Origin of the sequence: Kosmotoga olearia TBF 19.5.1 (assembly GCF_000023325.1) — a bacterium.
Classification (GTDB): domain Bacteria; phylum Thermotogota; class Thermotogae; order Petrotogales; family Kosmotogaceae; genus Kosmotoga; species Kosmotoga olearia.
On record NC_012785.1, the window covers coordinates 743030 to 757816 of the forward strand.

A 14787-nucleotide genomic window follows, 5' to 3' on the forward strand; every position below is an offset into this window, starting at 1 on the left:
AGTAGAATTGCTTAACGATTGCCCAATACAATGTTATTGAATAGATTTGTCATACCCCAGTTAGCTGGAAGTTTCTGCGATGTTGAAATAATCGTTTCCTGACTTGGACCATCTGTATCCGTGTCAGATACCATAAAACCACCAGCAAAAACCAGACCGCTTTTGACTTCCATACCCAGGATCGACCATGGAATCGATGCTTCAAGGGTGTACCCTTGTTCAGTTTTCGTGGCTGCTACGCAAATTTCCTTAAAGGCTTCATCTGAAAATGGAACCCATATCCATGCTTCCGGAGGCAGCGAATCAAAATCACCGGTAGATAATCCTATCTGGAAATCATCATTGTTGGCCGGTTTTGCTTTAACATCAAGAAAACTCGTATCGAACCACAGTTCAACGTGATCGCCTTTCCACATGTTCACACCCTGCTGGGTTTGTCTCAGTCGATCATCTGTTATATCAAAGAAGAGATAAAGTTTCTCTTCATCCCACATGGAATAGACCTTCGCTGAAAGATCCTCAGGACCATCCCAGAGACTTTCAAGATAGCCAACAGAAGTTTCATCGTTGAGAACGGCTATCATGTAGTTTTTCCAGTTATCTTCCATAACACCATCAATAGTTGGAGGTTCATCAGTGTAAAAGATGGTAATCGTTGCAATATCAGGTTTACTGGGAATTTCGATTGACAAGTCTTTTTTCTCCGCAGGCTTTATCAACTTCTCGGCAAGCTTGATATCGCTGCTTGAACCCAGTTGAGCAACCTTTACGCCTCTAAAACCCAAAGCGATTTGGATACCTTCTTTTTCAGGCATTATGTCGAAAATGTCCTCTTCCCAGATATCAATCTTTTCGCGTTTGTATTCTCCGGAGAAACCGAGTTGTAATCCTTTCAGAAAAATCCTTTTTGCAAACACGTTCCCGGCCAGCGAACCTTCACCGATCAAAAAGACGTACCCAGCTGGGAGATTGCCTACCTCGTCTTTGTATAATATGTACACGGAGGTGTTTGCTTTTTCTCTCAATGTTAGAACAACAAAGCTATTCCAGCCGATGCCCGCTTCCCTGTAACTGTGTCCCCCATCGTAAACAGGGTCTGACCATTCTCCGTACACAAACGAGTAAAACTCCTGACTTCTATCTCCTGGTGCTCCGAGATCAATACCCAAAACGTTGTTATCCAGGAAATCGACAGGCTTCTGGAATTTCTCTTCAGTTTCGGCGTCATACACCCTTTCAAGATAGAGTGTCGAAACATACGGGATGAATCCGCATTTCCTGGCAAAATTCCGCGCAAAAGTCCTGAGTTCTTTATCTTCAGGTGCGGCATATGACAGTGATAAAACTCCAAAGCCATCCTTTTTTGAAAGTTGCTGAACTCTTTTTATCAACAGATCATCGATGAAAGCTTTTTCATATCTCGCTGTGTTGAAGTTAAAGGTCGTAGCAAAGCTTTCCCAGAGAACGAAATCTATATATTTTCCTGTTTTTTCCAGTCTGTCAAAGGCACCGTTCTGGATGATAATCATGTCTGGAAAGGTGTCGCGGATTTCTCGGATAAAATCTGCCATAGCACCTACACCATCTGGATTTGAATCTACCGTGTCCATGAAAATGCCTGTGAACCCTCTTTCGAGTTGGCTTCTGATACGCCTTATCACTATATCTCTCCAGGCCCTGCTGCTGGCTGCTACCCTCGTTGAACCCCATATCTCATTCACTGTTCCCAGGTCTTTCGGATTAATAGAGAAGTAAGCAGGATCTCCAGGTGCAAGTTCTCCAACACTTATATAAACAACAGGATATTTCCCGGCTTTGACCATCTCATCGAGTTGATCTGCACTGTATGTACCCGGCGCAACGATTGTAAGATCGAAATTTTTCAACTTTTCAAAATTTCCCGTGCCATAGTAAACCGCAAAAGAATCTATTTTCACACGAGCTGCCAATACAAAAAGCACGATCAGAAGAAACACAACAATCATCAAATACCGTTTCATCAGATCACCCCTTTAATCCACTGAGCTTGATCCCTTCAACGAAATAGTTTTGTGTGAAGAAGAAAACAATTATTATCGGCACGATCGAAATCACTGAACCGGCCATAAGATAATGCCAGAAACCTGCATACTGAGTCTGGAAAAAGGTTAAGCCCAGTGGTAAGGTATATTTCTCTATATCGTACAGATAAATCAACGGGTTGATCAGATCGTTCCAGCTACCTATAAAAGTAAATAGACCAAGCGTTGCCATGGCAGGTTTAAGAAGTGGAAGTATTATCTTTAAGAATATAAACCCTTCATTTGCACCATCAATACGAGCCGCATCAAATAAATCCTGCGGCATTTGCATTATGAATTGCCTGAGAAGAAATATCCCAAAGGCACTTCCTGCAAACGAAGGTATTATCATGGGCTTGAAGGTATTTACCCACCCAAGATTTCTCATAAGCAAAAACATTGGTATTAAAATTACCTGATAGGGTATCATCATCGTGGCCAGAAGAATGGTGAACAGAATTTTGTTTCCTACAAACTTGAGCTTCGCAAATGCATATGCTGCGAGAGAGGACCCAAACAAAATTCCTACAGTAACCGTTCCCGCAATCAGAATGCTGTTTAAGAACCATCGGCCCAAGGGAACTATCTTCCAAACATCAATGTAGTTCTTAAAGTTCCACTTGTCAGGCAACCACTTTGGTGGATAGGAAAAAATTGAATTGGCGTCTTTAAAGGAAGAAAAGAACATCCATAAAAACGGTAGAACCATAGCGATGGTGCCGATAGACAACACCACATATATAATGAAAGCTTGAATAATTCTCTTATGCTTTTTGCTCATGCGTAAAACACCCACTTCTTTTGGACTTTTAGTTGTATGAGCGTAAGAACAAGTATCACTATAAACAAGCCCCAGGCAATAGCTGAGGCATAGCCCATTCTGAAGAATTCAAACCCATTTTTGTAGAGATAGTAAACAATGCTCAACGTGGCATCATTTGGCCCACCTTTGGTCATCGCGTACATCTGGTCAAACACCTGCATAGAAGTGATTAAGTTCATTACCACCAGGAAGAAAGTGATCGGACTCACCAACGGAAACGTTATTCTCCAGAATTTCTGCCACGAGGTGGCCCCATCTATCTCTGCTGACTCATAATAAGATCTCGGAATATCCTTTAACGCGGCAAGGAAGATTATCATGCTATAACCAAATCCTTTCCAGACACTCATGATAACGATAGAGATCATGGCCCATTTTTCATCCCCAAGCCAATCAGGACCTTGAATACCCAGAAAATCCAAAAAAGAATTGAATAGTCCATATTGCGGCTCATAAAGCCATATCCACACCATCGCTACAGCTATCATGGGAGTAAATACCGGCATAAAATACAAGGAGCGGAAAAATTTCATACCGGGTTGTTCTCTGTTCAATAAAACGGCCATCAACAGTCCAAGGAAAATTCCGCCAGGTACTGCCAACCCCGCAAAGTAGAACGTGTTCCACAACGATTTCCAGAATAAAGGATCGTGCAAAAGTTTCACATAATTTGCTAACCCAACGCTTTTGGGTTCTGTAAACAGGTCCCAGCTATGAAAACTGATTATGAAAGAGGCTAGTAACGGTCCTACAGTAAAAATCGCTAACCCCAACAAGTAAGGCAACAAAAACCAAATCGCTTTTCTCCAACCTCTCAACTTCATCACCTTCGATCTCAAGTGCTTAATAATGGGGGAAGAGTTTCGGCCCTTCCCCCGCATATTCTTATTCTAGTTGAACGATGATTATTTGGAGTTCAAGATCTTTTCCATTTCCATGTGCATCTTCTTGACACCGTATTCAGGTGACAGCTTCCCACTGAAGATGAGCTCAGGATATTTTGACCAAACATCCCAGAGTTCGTTCCATTTGGGATGGAATGGAAGGATATGAGAATAAGGTATCTCAATAAGGAATGCGAATTTATTGTCAGGTTTCTTTGTAGGATCCATAAATTCAGAGGAGAAAGCAGCACTCTTAGAAGTTGGAACAGAGCTTCCGAGCTCAAGCAGATATTTTTGTCCTTCCGTTGCTATAAACTTCAGAAGTTCTACAGCTTCTTTTGGGTGCTTTGTTTTCTTGAAGACGCTGAAACCAACAGCATTGGCTATTGCTGCCATTTTCTTGCCTCTTGGTAGGACCTGGACATCCCAATCGAAGTTCTGGATAGTGCTGTATGTTGGAACCATCCATTTACCCGTTATATACATACCAATCTTTCCAGAACCGAAAGGATTCCACCCGAAAGCTGCTTGTTGCGAGATGGTCGGTGAAACGTGATACTTGAGGATAAGATCAGCAAGGAACTGGAAAGTTTCAACGTTTTGTGGAGAATCAAAAAGGCTCTTGGTTTTGTCAGCGTTAAGAATTTCTCCACCGTTCTGCCAGATAAACGGCATCCAATAGTCTGGATTTATTGGAATAATCACACCCCATTGATCAATTCTTCCATCACCGTCAACATCCTTCGTAAGTTTTTTGGCTATATCAAGGAAATCTTCCCAGGTCCAGTCAAGAGCAGGATAAGGTACACCAGCTTCATCAAACATCGTTTTGTTGTAGAAAACAACGTATGTATTGAAATCTCTTGGAAGACCATAAAGTTTTCCTTGATACTTAAAGGTATTTACCGCTTCCGGGAACAGTTCAGATTCAATAAGATTCTTTGAGGCAGGATCACCGTAAATAAGATCCGTGATGTCAAAAAGGACACCCTTTGATGCAAATACCTGAAGCCATCCTCCATTGACGGCAAAAACATCAGGTGCACTACCAGCAACTATTTTCGTCTGGAGCTGTTGCCAATATGCTCCCCACGGCTGAACGGATACCTGTACCTTTATTCCAGGATTTGCTTCTTCAAACGCAGCGATTATCTTCTTATAAACCGCTTCTTCGTCCGGACTTCCCCACATAGCAAGATTCAACGTTGTAACCGAAAAAGCCACCCCAACCACTACCAACATGGTGAGAATAAAAACAAGGGCTTTCTTCATAAAACCACACCTCCCAAAAAATTTTTTCCAGACCCAAAATCAAATTATCTTGGCCCCCAGTTGTGTATAGGAAAATTTCGTTTCTTCGGGTATAGCATCTGTAATGATCGCATCAACCTCTGCAATTTCAGCGACTCTCGCCGGTTTGGTAACTTCAAATTTTGTGTGGTCTGCTATCACATACTTCTCCTTGCTTCTCAACATAAATTCCTGGGCTACGGAGGCCTCATCAAAACTTGAAAAAGAAATTCCTCCTTCGATTGAAATACCATTTACTCCCATAAAGAACTTATCGATATTGAATGCTCTTATAGTCCTTAATGTAAATTCCCCTACACACTCATATGAACCCTTTCGAGGTATCCCGCCGGCCATTATGAGAACAAAATCCTTCTTGCTCTCAAGGATCAGCGTTGCTATGTTGATAGAGTTAGTTATAATCTTTAAACCTTGAAGCTCTGAGTTTATAAGCTCAGTGGCAAGCATGTAGGAAGTGGTCCCGCCGCTCAACGCTATGAACTCATCGTTGTTGATAAACGCCATGGCTTTTTTAGCGATGAGCTTCTTTTCTTCTCTCATATAGTTGTAGTTGACAAGAAAACTGCTTTCAGCGTGGGGAGAGTTTATGACCGCACCTTTGTGTGTGCGTTTTATGAGTTTTTTAGAAGCGAGGTTTTCAAGATCCCTTCTGATGGTGCTGGTTGAAACGTTGAAATGCTCGGCCAATTCCTCGGTCGTAGCACTGAAATTCTTTTTTATGTATTCAAATATAGCCATGCGCCTTTCATCTGTAAGCATATAATCACCTCATCAATCACAAATAATCAAATATGATAATTTATAATGCACATTAGTGATTATATATGAATACATCAAATATAGAAAAGCGAATGTAGGCTAATTATGGACATATATGAGCAATGAAAGACGATGAAGTTTGAAAATCGACGTAAATAAGAAAAAACGAAATCGAGAACCGAGAGTCCGAGAAAGCGAGAGGACGAAATAGCCACTTCACGGCTGAAGTGCGGAGCTACGCTCCAGACGTTTGCAGAGGCTATCAGTTGGAGAAACGACGCGAACCGCAAGCGGTTGTCACGAACTCCTGCGGAGTTGATACGAACCACTTCGTGGTTGTCACGAACCGCTTCGCGGTTGTGCCCTTTTGTCAGCGGTGTAGCCGCTCCAAGCATCAATCAGCGGAGCTGATTCCCAGCATCAATCGCGACAGCGATTCCAAGCGTCATTGCCAAAGGCAATCCCAGCATCAGCGCACGCTCTTTGCGCTTTAGTACGAGATCCTGAATCAAGTTCAGGATGACTGGTAGGGGGCAGGATGACGGGTAGGGTGTTTAGGATGACTTGCAGAGGGCCGATTTGCCTGCTGTGTCAACTGCGAAGCAGTTCGCGACAACTCCGCAGGTGTTCGTAACACCGGCGTAGCCGGTCGTGTCAATCCCGAAGGGATTCTTGACGCTGCGAAGTAGCTTGTGCATAGCCGGTCGTATCAATCCCGAAGGGGTTCGAAACGCCGCGAAGCGGCTCTCTCAGACTCTCGGTTCTCGATTCTCGATTTTCCATTGACTTGACGAGGCAAAATTTGGTAATATATACCAAACACGTTCAGAGGTGAGCAAAAGTGCTGAATTTCTCTGAGATAAAATTCAATAGGTTCTGGTGGTGGCAGGAAGCCCCTTAATGGGGTAGTCCTGCTGTGCTGAAATTAGGATTACCCATAATTAAGGGGCTCTCTAAACAGAGAGCCCCTATTTTTTTGGAGGTGAAAAGATGCGTTCGAGAATCAGAGTAAATCTTCCGGTTGAGGAGATGCCGAAAAAATGGTACAACGTGAAAGCTGATCTACCTTTCAAGCTCGATCCACCACTGCATCCAGCGACTCAGCAGCCGATGAAACCGGAGGAACTTTCGAGGATATTCCCTCCCTCCATTGTTGAACAGGAAGCAACTGAAGAAAGATTTGTAGAAATTCCAGAAGAAGTCCTGGAAGAGTATGTGGTCTTCAGGCCCACACCTCTAATAAGAGCTACCTTCCTTGAGGAATATCTCCAGACGCCTGCTCGCATTTATTACAAATATGAAGGCACCTCACCAACGGGAAGCCACAAAACCAACACCGCCCTCGCTCAAGCTTTTTACAACGCGAAAGATGGAATCAAACGGCTCGTTACCGAAACGGGAGCAGGTCAATGGGGAAGCGCGTTGTCATATGCTGGAAGAAAGTTTGGGTTGGAAGTCAAGGTTTTCATGGTGCGTATCAGTTACGAACAAAAACCGATGAGAAAATACATGATGAACCTATTTGATGGAACTGTCACACCGAGTCCAAGTGAACTCACTTCAAGCGGGAAGAAATTTCTGTCGCAAGATCCCTCACATCCCGGGTCTCTTGGTATTGCTATAAGCGAAGCGATCGAAGAGGTTATGGCTGATCCCAATACAAGGTACTCGCTCGGAAGCGTTCTAGATCACGTTCTTTTACACCAAACGGTTATTGGATTAGAAATAGAAAAACAGCTGGAACTGATTGGCGAAAAGCCAACGATTGTTATGGGCTGCCACGGTGGCGGCTCGAATTTCGGAGGAACGGTTCTCCCATTCATTCCAAGAAAGCTTGCTGGAGAGAATATCCGGTTTGTGGCTTGTGAACCGGAATCCTGTCCGACATTGACAAAGGGTGAATTCAGGTACGATTCCGGAGATTCAGCAGGTTTTACACCGCTGATCAAGATGTACACTCTCGGAAAAGAATTCGTACCGCCAAAAATCCATGCTGGAGGACTTAGATACCACGGGTCAGCCCCAATCATAGCGCGTTTAGTTCACGAAGGGATAATTGAAGCAGAAAGCTTTGATCAAGAAAAAACTTTCGAAGCTGCAAGGCTCTTTGCAAAATTGGAAGGAATTATCCCAGCACCAGAAGCCGCCCATGCAATAGCAGGAGCCATAAAAGAAGCAATAGCTGCTAAAGAGGAAAAACGTGAAGAAGTAATAGTTTTTACTCTCAGTGGACACGGGTTAATGGATCTTACAGCATACGTTTGAAAGCTGTAAATCCTGGTAATCACAGAAAGGAGGAGCTTAATAAGCTCCTCCTTGTTGATTTTTTCAGCTCAATCATTTTCTGTCCAGAGGATCACGGATATGTAGTATTTGTCTGTGTCACTGTAACCAACGTAAGACCATCCAATGTATTTTCTTATTCTTTCATCGACTTTGTCTCTCGTTCCAGCGTCATCGAAACCACCAATGGTGAGAACCGCGCATTTTAGGTTATTTACGGTATGCGGATTTCCCCCAGCATCGTAAACCGTCCCGGTTATGTAACTTTTCCAGTATCTGAAAGTGGTATTCCACGGCGTATTCTCTGGGAGAGCCGAAAGATAAGGTCCATTCCACTTTCCGCTACCATCATCTTCGAAAAAATACTTAAACCCTCTATCATCTTCTGTTCCAGGGTCATAAAAGTCCAATCCGGCCTTCGGAAAATCCCCGGTATCAAAAAAATAGGCATGAACTGCTGATTTTATCGCTTTTGCATCCATGACGATACTCATGGCCTTTCCTTTAACGAGTACGTTGTCAAGAATGGGAACGATAGCCGTCACAAGCGCTGCCAGTATCGCAAGGACTATCAATAATTCTACAAGACTGAATCCCCACCTCATAAAAGCTCCCCCTTGTTATATATGCAGCTAATCTATTTTGTTGTATAAGCAAATTCATGCCAACACAATATTTTCGATACACCGGTAACCGGTTCAAATCAGTTATTATACATATTCTTTTTTATGGATGAGAACTTTTAATAGTCCTTAAAATTCTACCATTACTGATCTTTGCCACACATATTTGAGCTTGAATTAGTTTTATGCAGGTTTAGCGCATTGTCTGTGTGATTTGTATAATCGCAATTTTTCCGGAAATTTGGGATTAGTTTTTCTTTATGGAAAAGGTGTTATAGGCATTACAGGGCAATTTTGAAGTACGTCAAATCTCATGATATAATGCTGCCATGTGCCAAAATGTCGAAAGCAAGCTGAAAAGAAACATTCCTCTGTTTTACATATACCACTTCCTCACACAAATCAGAGTTGACAATGTACTCTGGCTTCTTTATATGCAGAGTAAAGGGCTTTCGCTCTGGGAAATTGGGATCTGTGAAAGCGTTCTACACATAAGTTCTCTTATTTTTGAGATCCCAACCGGAGCAGTCGGCGACTATTTCGGAAGGAAACGCTCCCTGCAGATCGGAGCTTTTCTACACATAGTAACTTACACTCTCATGCTTTTCGGGAATTCTTTTTATGACTTCATCATAGCTTTCTTTGTTTTTGGTTTTGCCATGACATTCATTTCAGGTTCCGATACCGCTCTCATATACGATACTTACAAGGTGCTCGGCATCGAGAAAAACTTCAAGAAAGCCATAGGAACCTTTATGGCGATTTTGATAATCGGAGAATTAACTTCGAATATGACGGGCGGCCTGCTCTCTAGAATTAACTGGAATGCGGTTTATATCGGTGCGATCGTTTCAAGAAGCTTATACTTTTTATTGGTTAGTTCTTTTTATGAACCACCCAGGGTCTTATCAGAGAAAAACAGAAGCTATTTTCGTATCGTGAAGAATGGGGTAGCGCAGATACTCAAGACGAAGTTTCTGCGCTGGCTCACTATTTTCTGGGTTTCCATTTCCTTTTTCTCTTCCACTGTATATTTTTACTCCCAGACTTATTTCAAGAGCAGGGGCTTGAGTCCTTTTCAGGTAAGTGTATGGTTTACCGTCGGATCGATTATCGGCATCTTCGTTGCGAAATTTGCTCCAAAGCTTGATGATCTTATCGGAAGGGAAAAGGTCCTTCTCTTATCAATCGTTACCTTTTCGGTTCCTCTGATGTTTTATGGTTATCTCCCAATCGCACTTTCAATCCTTGTGATGCTCGTAACATCAAATGTCGTAAACATTGTCGATACACTGATGGGATACTATGTGAACAGAAAGATCGATTCGGAGCACAGGGCAACCGCCAATTCAGTGATCGGCATGGGCTTCAGCCTGAGTATGATCATCTTTTTTCCGCTTTTCGGATTGCTCAGCGAAAGATTGAGCTATCCTACCGCCTTCCTGTTTGTAGGTGTAGTAAGCCTTCTACTCCTGGCACTTTCTTTGAAAAAGATCTTAAGATATTCCAGTTACTAATCTGGTCTTCTTTCAATGCTTCGTTGAATTTCCTGTGAGGCTTAACAGCATAAAGAGTTATATTCTGTGAATTTGGGAGCGAGAAATATACTGTTTTTGACTTTATCTTTACCACTGGAAACACACAAAAACTTACGATATTGAAAAATCTTCCTGATTCTCCTACTTAGGTGTATTTAATGGGAACTGTCCAAGCCCTTGAGGGTAAGTAAGATATCAGCTAAGATATAATTAAAATATCAGTATATGATCCTGATTTTTTGTTGACTGGAGGTAAAGATGATACGGGGTTCGATTCTTTCCATAAATATTTCCAGAAAAAAAGGGATGAAGAAAATCCCTGTTCAAAAAGCTGTTCTCATCGAGAATCACGGTATTGAAGGAGATGCTCACGCCGGAGATTGGCACAGGCAAGTATCCATGTTAGCACTTTCCAGTATCGAAAAGATGAGGGCTATGGGCCTTCAAATTGATTTTGGAGACTTCGCCGAAAATCTCACTGTGGAAGGCGTAATCCTTCATGAACTTCCTCTTGGTACAAGAGTAAGAATAGGTGAAGCTGTATTGGAAGTCACACAGATCGGTAAGCAATGCCACAACGGCTGTGAGATTTCCCGTCAAACAGGGGTCTGCGTGATGCCTCGTGAGGGAATCTTTCTGAGAGTTATTAAAGGCGGCGAGATTTCTGTGGGAGATAGTGTGATTTTCGAAATTTCAGAAAAGAATGCGGCGGTGATAAAATGACTGGAAGATATATGAAGTTCGTTCCTCGAGAAGAAATATATGAGAACTATGTCAAGAAACTCTCACCTATTTCGACTGTAGAAATACTGGATGTTCGGGAAGCCTTAGGAAGAATCTGTGCTCAAGACGTTCTTTCTGGAGAAACTTTACCTGGCTTCAACAAATCCACTTTCGACGGTTACGCAGTGAAGGCAGAGGATACTTTTGGAGCCAGTTTTGAGACTCCGGCGGTGTTAAAGGTCAAGGGACAGGTGGAGATGGGAAAAGCATTCAAAGGTGAAATTACCTCAGGTGAGGCTGTCAAAATCCCGACAGGTGGTTTTGTCCCTAATGGAGCCGATGCCTGTGTGATGATTGAAAGTACAAAGGAAATTGGAGATACTGTTGAAATATATGCAGAGGTTCGGCCTGGGGAAAACCTTGTCAGATACGACGAAGATATACGGGAAGGAGAAATAGTTGTTGAAAAAGGAGAAAGGATCAATTTTGGACATGTCTATACCCTATTAAGTCTCGGAATAACAACTATAAAAGTTTTCAGAAAAGTTAAAGTAGCAGTGATTTCTACCGGCGATGAAATAGTCGAACCGGAAAGTGCAAAGGAACTAACCCAGATTAGAGATGGAAACACCCATACTCTGGTTTCATGGCTAAATCTTTTTCCTGGAGTAGAAGCCAGAAGGACCGCGCAGATTGTAGATGACCTCAATTCGCTGATAAGCAGTATTAAAGAAGCTCTCAAGGACAACGATGTGGTGGTTATTTCTGGAGGAAGCTCCGTCGGTGAAAAGGATTTTACAACAAAAGCTATTTCTTCATTGGGAGAAGTTAGGTATCACGGTACGTGGATAAAACCCGGAAAACCGACTGTTTTCGGAGTATGTGATGGTAAACCTGTTCTTGGCTTGCCAGGTAAGCCTTCATCATTTATTGTGAGTAGTTACCTCTTTTTATTCCCGATTTTAAAACGTTTGGCAGGCCAAAAAGATTTTCTTCCCGTACCTGCCGGGATGGTGAAGATAGAGGATGAAGTCGAAGCTAAGATGCGACGGGAACGTTTTTTCTTTGTGAAAGTGTTTAAAAAAGATGGGAAAATGTGTGCCACTATAATTCCAGGACAATCTATGCTGATATCTCCCTTCAGAAAGGCTGATGGAATCATTGCACTGCCTCCCGGTGAAGGAATAAAAGCAGGCGAAATCCGGGAATATTACAGATTCGATTGGTGAGAACGCTATGAAAAAAACTATCATATTCTTTCTTACAATCGTTTTGATGCTTATCGTAACGGGTTGCAAAAGCAAACGTGTGGAAATCAATACATTTGAAGATCTTGCCAAGGAAGGTGTGAGGATATCTATTGGAAACCCCGAACACGTTCCTGCAGGTATGTACACCTTAAAACTTCTTGAAAATCTTTCGAAGGAATCGCCTTCCCTGGCGGAGAAGATTATGAATAACGTGGTTTCAAAAGAGGTACACGTTATAGCTGTTCTTGAAAAAGTCCTTTCAGGGGAAGTGGATGCGGGTTTTGTATATAGAACAGATTTTCTTTCAAAAAAAGAAAAACTCGAGGTCATTGAAATACCAGAGAATGTTCGAGTAAGAGCAATATACGCTATTGCATTACTTTCCGATGGAAACAAAAAGAAAGGTGAAAAGTTCCTGGAATTCCTGAACTCGAAAGAAGGTAGAGCTATTTTGTCAAAATATGGATTCCACAATCCGAAAAGTGGTGAAGGAGATTTCGTTTCTACTCCACTTTTTGGTGAAATCATTGTATATGCGGCTGCTTCTCTCACAAAAGCTTTTAAAGAAATTGGGGCCCGTTTTGAGGAGCTTACAGGGTGCAAAGTAGTTCTGAATTTCGGAAGTTCCGGGGCTCTGGAACAGAAAATTGAAAGCGGGGCAAGAGCTGACGTTTTCGCTTCAGCGAACATAAAGATGGTGGAAATACTTAAAGAGAAAGAATTTATTGAAGGCTATACTATTTTTGCGGAGAACGAACTTGTGGTTGTAAAAATCAAAAAATGAAAAAGTTGAAAGTGGTGCTTAAATGAATTTTTTCAAGGTTTCTATATTAATAGGGATGATTCTTGCAGTTTTAATACTGATTTTGCCTCTTATAGCTCTTTTGGTGAATATAGCGACTTCGGAAGTTCATCTTGAAGTACTGATGACTTCGTGGAAACCGCTAGGAATAAGCCTTTTAACAGCCACGGTTACGACGTTGATTGTTTTTGCGTTAGGAGTTCCCGTAGCTTATTTTTTTGTATTCAAAGATTTTCCTTTTAGAGATGTTCTGGATACTCTGGTGAATTTACCGCTTGTTTTACCTCCAAGTGTTACTGGATATCTGCTTTTACTAACTTTCGGAAGATATGGACTTGTTGGAAAACCCCTTTCAATTTTTGGGATCGAAATAATGTTCAGCCTTCCCGCTGTTATTATTGCCCAGACATTTGTTTCTCTACCTTTCATGGTAAGGAGCTTCAAAACAGCCCTTGAGGAGATCCCAGGCGATCTTCTGGAAGTATCGAAAATTACAGGCGCAAGTGAGTACGATATATTTATAAAGATCATATTACCTTTGTCTAGAGAAGGGTTAGTTTCTGGTGTCCTTTTGAGTTTTGCAAGAGCTATAGGAGAATTCGGTGCAACTATGATGGTCGCCGGGCTTTTCGAAACCCTTCCTATATCAATTTACAACAATGCTATGGCAGGCGACAGGGAAGCAGCAAATCTGCAGTCTCTGGTTCTTGTCGGATTCTCTCTCATGACCCTGATGCTTATTAAAAAACTTATGGAAAGAAGAGATTAGATGGTGAAAATATGAAGGAAGAGCTGAAGGATAAAATTGGAAGGAATATTGATTATCTCCGATTTTCAATCACGGACCGGTGCAATTTCAGGTGCTTCTACTGCATGCCTGAAAACACCTCTTTTTTACCAGAATCAGAGCTATTAACCCTTGATGATATCCGCTTTGCTGTACAGATATTCAAAGAAATTGGTTTTAAGAGATTGAGGCTTACCGGTGGAGAGCCAACACTACGAAGTGATCTCCTTGAAATTGTTTCGATCGTTTCAGAAACTTTTGGGAGCTGTGCTATGACTACAAACGGTTCAAGGTTGAAGGAACTTGCTCTTGAACTCTATTCCGCGGGTTTGAGGGAGGTGAATGTAAGCCTCGACTCAATCGATAGTGAAACTTTCTTCCGGATAACCCGTGGCGGGAATCTCAAAGAAGTTCTGAAGGGAATCGATGAAGCCATTTCTGTTGGCATAAAGGTCAAACTCAATACTGTGATAACACAGATGAACTTCCATGAGATTCCGGAACTGGTACAGTACGCTGAAAAGCTTGGAGTACCTATAAGGTTCATTGAAGAGATGCCAATAGGGAAAAACAACAACCGTCATTTCATTCCATATAAAAAAGTTTTGGAATTACTACACGAAAACGATTTTATCCAAATAGAAACTCGAATAGGTTATGGCCCTGCCAGGTATTATAAAACCTCACGAGGAACAATTGTAGGCTTTATCACTGCTATTACCCATAACTTTTGTAACGGATGCAACAAGCTCCGGCTTTCCGCCGATGGAAAACTGTTTCCATGTTTGGCCTATGATTATCATGTTTCTTTGAAAGGCGCAATAAAAAGCCGAAGATCCGATGAAGTTAAGAAAAATATTTATAATGCTATTAGCTTAAAACCTTTAAGACACGAACTGCTCAACAGAACTCAGAGCAATGGCATGAACCGGATGGGAGGATAA

13 protein-coding genes are annotated in these 14787 nt (G+C 42.0%); 7 read left to right on the top strand and 6 right to left on the bottom strand.

All coding sequences use genetic code 11. The features are described from left to right. Window positions 1–11: 11 nt before the first annotated feature. From KOLE_RS03500 to KOLE_RS03520, 5 genes are all read right to left on the bottom strand, one after another. Complete coding sequence (locus KOLE_RS03500) at window positions 12–2000, bottom strand: endo alpha-1,4 polygalactosaminidase (protein ID WP_015868072.1); 1989 nt, start codon at window positions 1998–2000, stop codon at window positions 12–14. A 4-nt stretch (window positions 2001–2004) separates the two neighbouring features. Continuing rightward, window positions 2005–2841, bottom strand: a complete 837-nt coding sequence (locus KOLE_RS03505; protein ID WP_015868073.1) for a carbohydrate ABC transporter permease — start codon at window positions 2839–2841, stop codon at window positions 2005–2007. Continuing rightward, window positions 2838–3707: a carbohydrate ABC transporter permease gene (locus tag KOLE_RS03510; protein WP_015868074.1), complete on the bottom strand. Its 870-nt coding sequence runs from the start codon at window positions 3705–3707 to the stop codon at window positions 2838–2840. Before KOLE_RS03510 ends, KOLE_RS03505 begins: the two co-directional genes overlap by 4 nt. 81 nt (window positions 3708–3788) lie before the next feature. After that, window positions 3789–5039 (bottom strand): ABC transporter substrate-binding protein, encoded by a 1251-nt coding sequence (locus tag KOLE_RS03515; RefSeq protein ID WP_015868075.1) that lies wholly within the window; start codon window positions 5037–5039, stop codon window positions 3789–3791. Window positions 5040–5078: 39 nt separating this feature from the next. After that, the gene (locus KOLE_RS03520; RefSeq protein ID WP_015868076.1) at window positions 5079–5837 is read right to left on the bottom strand and encodes a DeoR/GlpR family DNA-binding transcription regulator; all 759 of its coding nucleotides are present in this window, start codon (window positions 5835–5837) and stop codon (window positions 5079–5081) included. A gap of 990 nt (window positions 5838–6827) precedes the next feature. Here KOLE_RS03520 and KOLE_RS03525 point away from each other — a divergent pair. Further along, window positions 6828–8102 carry a TrpB-like pyridoxal phosphate-dependent enzyme gene (locus tag KOLE_RS03525; protein WP_015868077.1) on the top strand — a complete coding sequence of 425 codons (1275 nt, stop codon included), beginning with the start codon at window positions 6828–6830 and terminating at the stop codon, window positions 8100–8102. Window positions 8103–8170: 68 nt separating this feature from the next. On the opposite strand, the gene KOLE_RS11065 is transcribed toward KOLE_RS03525, so the two are convergent. Further along, the gene (locus KOLE_RS11065) at window positions 8171–8725 is read right to left on the bottom strand and encodes a type II secretion system protein (RefSeq protein WP_015868078.1); all 555 of its coding nucleotides are present in this window, start codon (window positions 8723–8725) and stop codon (window positions 8171–8173) included. Window positions 8726–9072: 347 nt separating this feature from the next. On the opposite strand from KOLE_RS11065, the gene KOLE_RS03535 reads away from it, so the two are divergent. The 6 genes from KOLE_RS03535 to moaA all read left to right on the top strand — a co-directional run bounded on the left by KOLE_RS03535 (window position 9073) and on the right by moaA (window position 14787). Then, on the top strand, window positions 9073–10260 hold the full coding sequence (locus tag KOLE_RS03535) for an MFS transporter (RefSeq protein ID WP_015868079.1): 1188 nt from the start codon (window positions 9073–9075) through the stop codon (window positions 10258–10260). A 279-nt stretch (window positions 10261–10539) separates the two neighbouring features. Then, window positions 10540–11004 carry an MOSC domain-containing protein gene (locus tag KOLE_RS03540; RefSeq protein ID WP_015868080.1) on the top strand — a complete coding sequence of 155 codons (465 nt, stop codon included), beginning with the start codon at window positions 10540–10542 and terminating at the stop codon, window positions 11002–11004. Further along, window positions 11001–12233, top strand: coding sequence for a molybdopterin molybdotransferase MoeA (locus KOLE_RS03545; RefSeq protein WP_015868081.1), 1233 nt, complete (start codon window positions 11001–11003; stop codon window positions 12231–12233). The genes KOLE_RS03540 and KOLE_RS03545 overlap by 4 nt, the downstream gene beginning before the upstream one ends. A 7-nt stretch (window positions 12234–12240) precedes the next feature. Next, window positions 12241–13038: a molybdate ABC transporter substrate-binding protein gene (gene modA / locus KOLE_RS03550; protein WP_015868082.1), complete on the top strand. Its 798-nt coding sequence runs from the start codon at window positions 12241–12243 to the stop codon at window positions 13036–13038. Window positions 13039–13060: 22 nt separating this feature from the next. Further along, window positions 13061–13825, top strand: a complete 765-nt coding sequence (modB, locus tag KOLE_RS03555; RefSeq protein WP_015868083.1) for a molybdate ABC transporter permease subunit — start codon at window positions 13061–13063, stop codon at window positions 13823–13825. A gap of 11 nt (window positions 13826–13836) precedes the next feature. Continuing rightward, window positions 13837–14787 carry a GTP 3',8-cyclase MoaA gene (moaA, locus tag KOLE_RS03560; protein ID WP_015868084.1) on the top strand — a complete coding sequence of 317 codons (951 nt, stop codon included), beginning with the start codon at window positions 13837–13839 and terminating at the stop codon, window positions 14785–14787.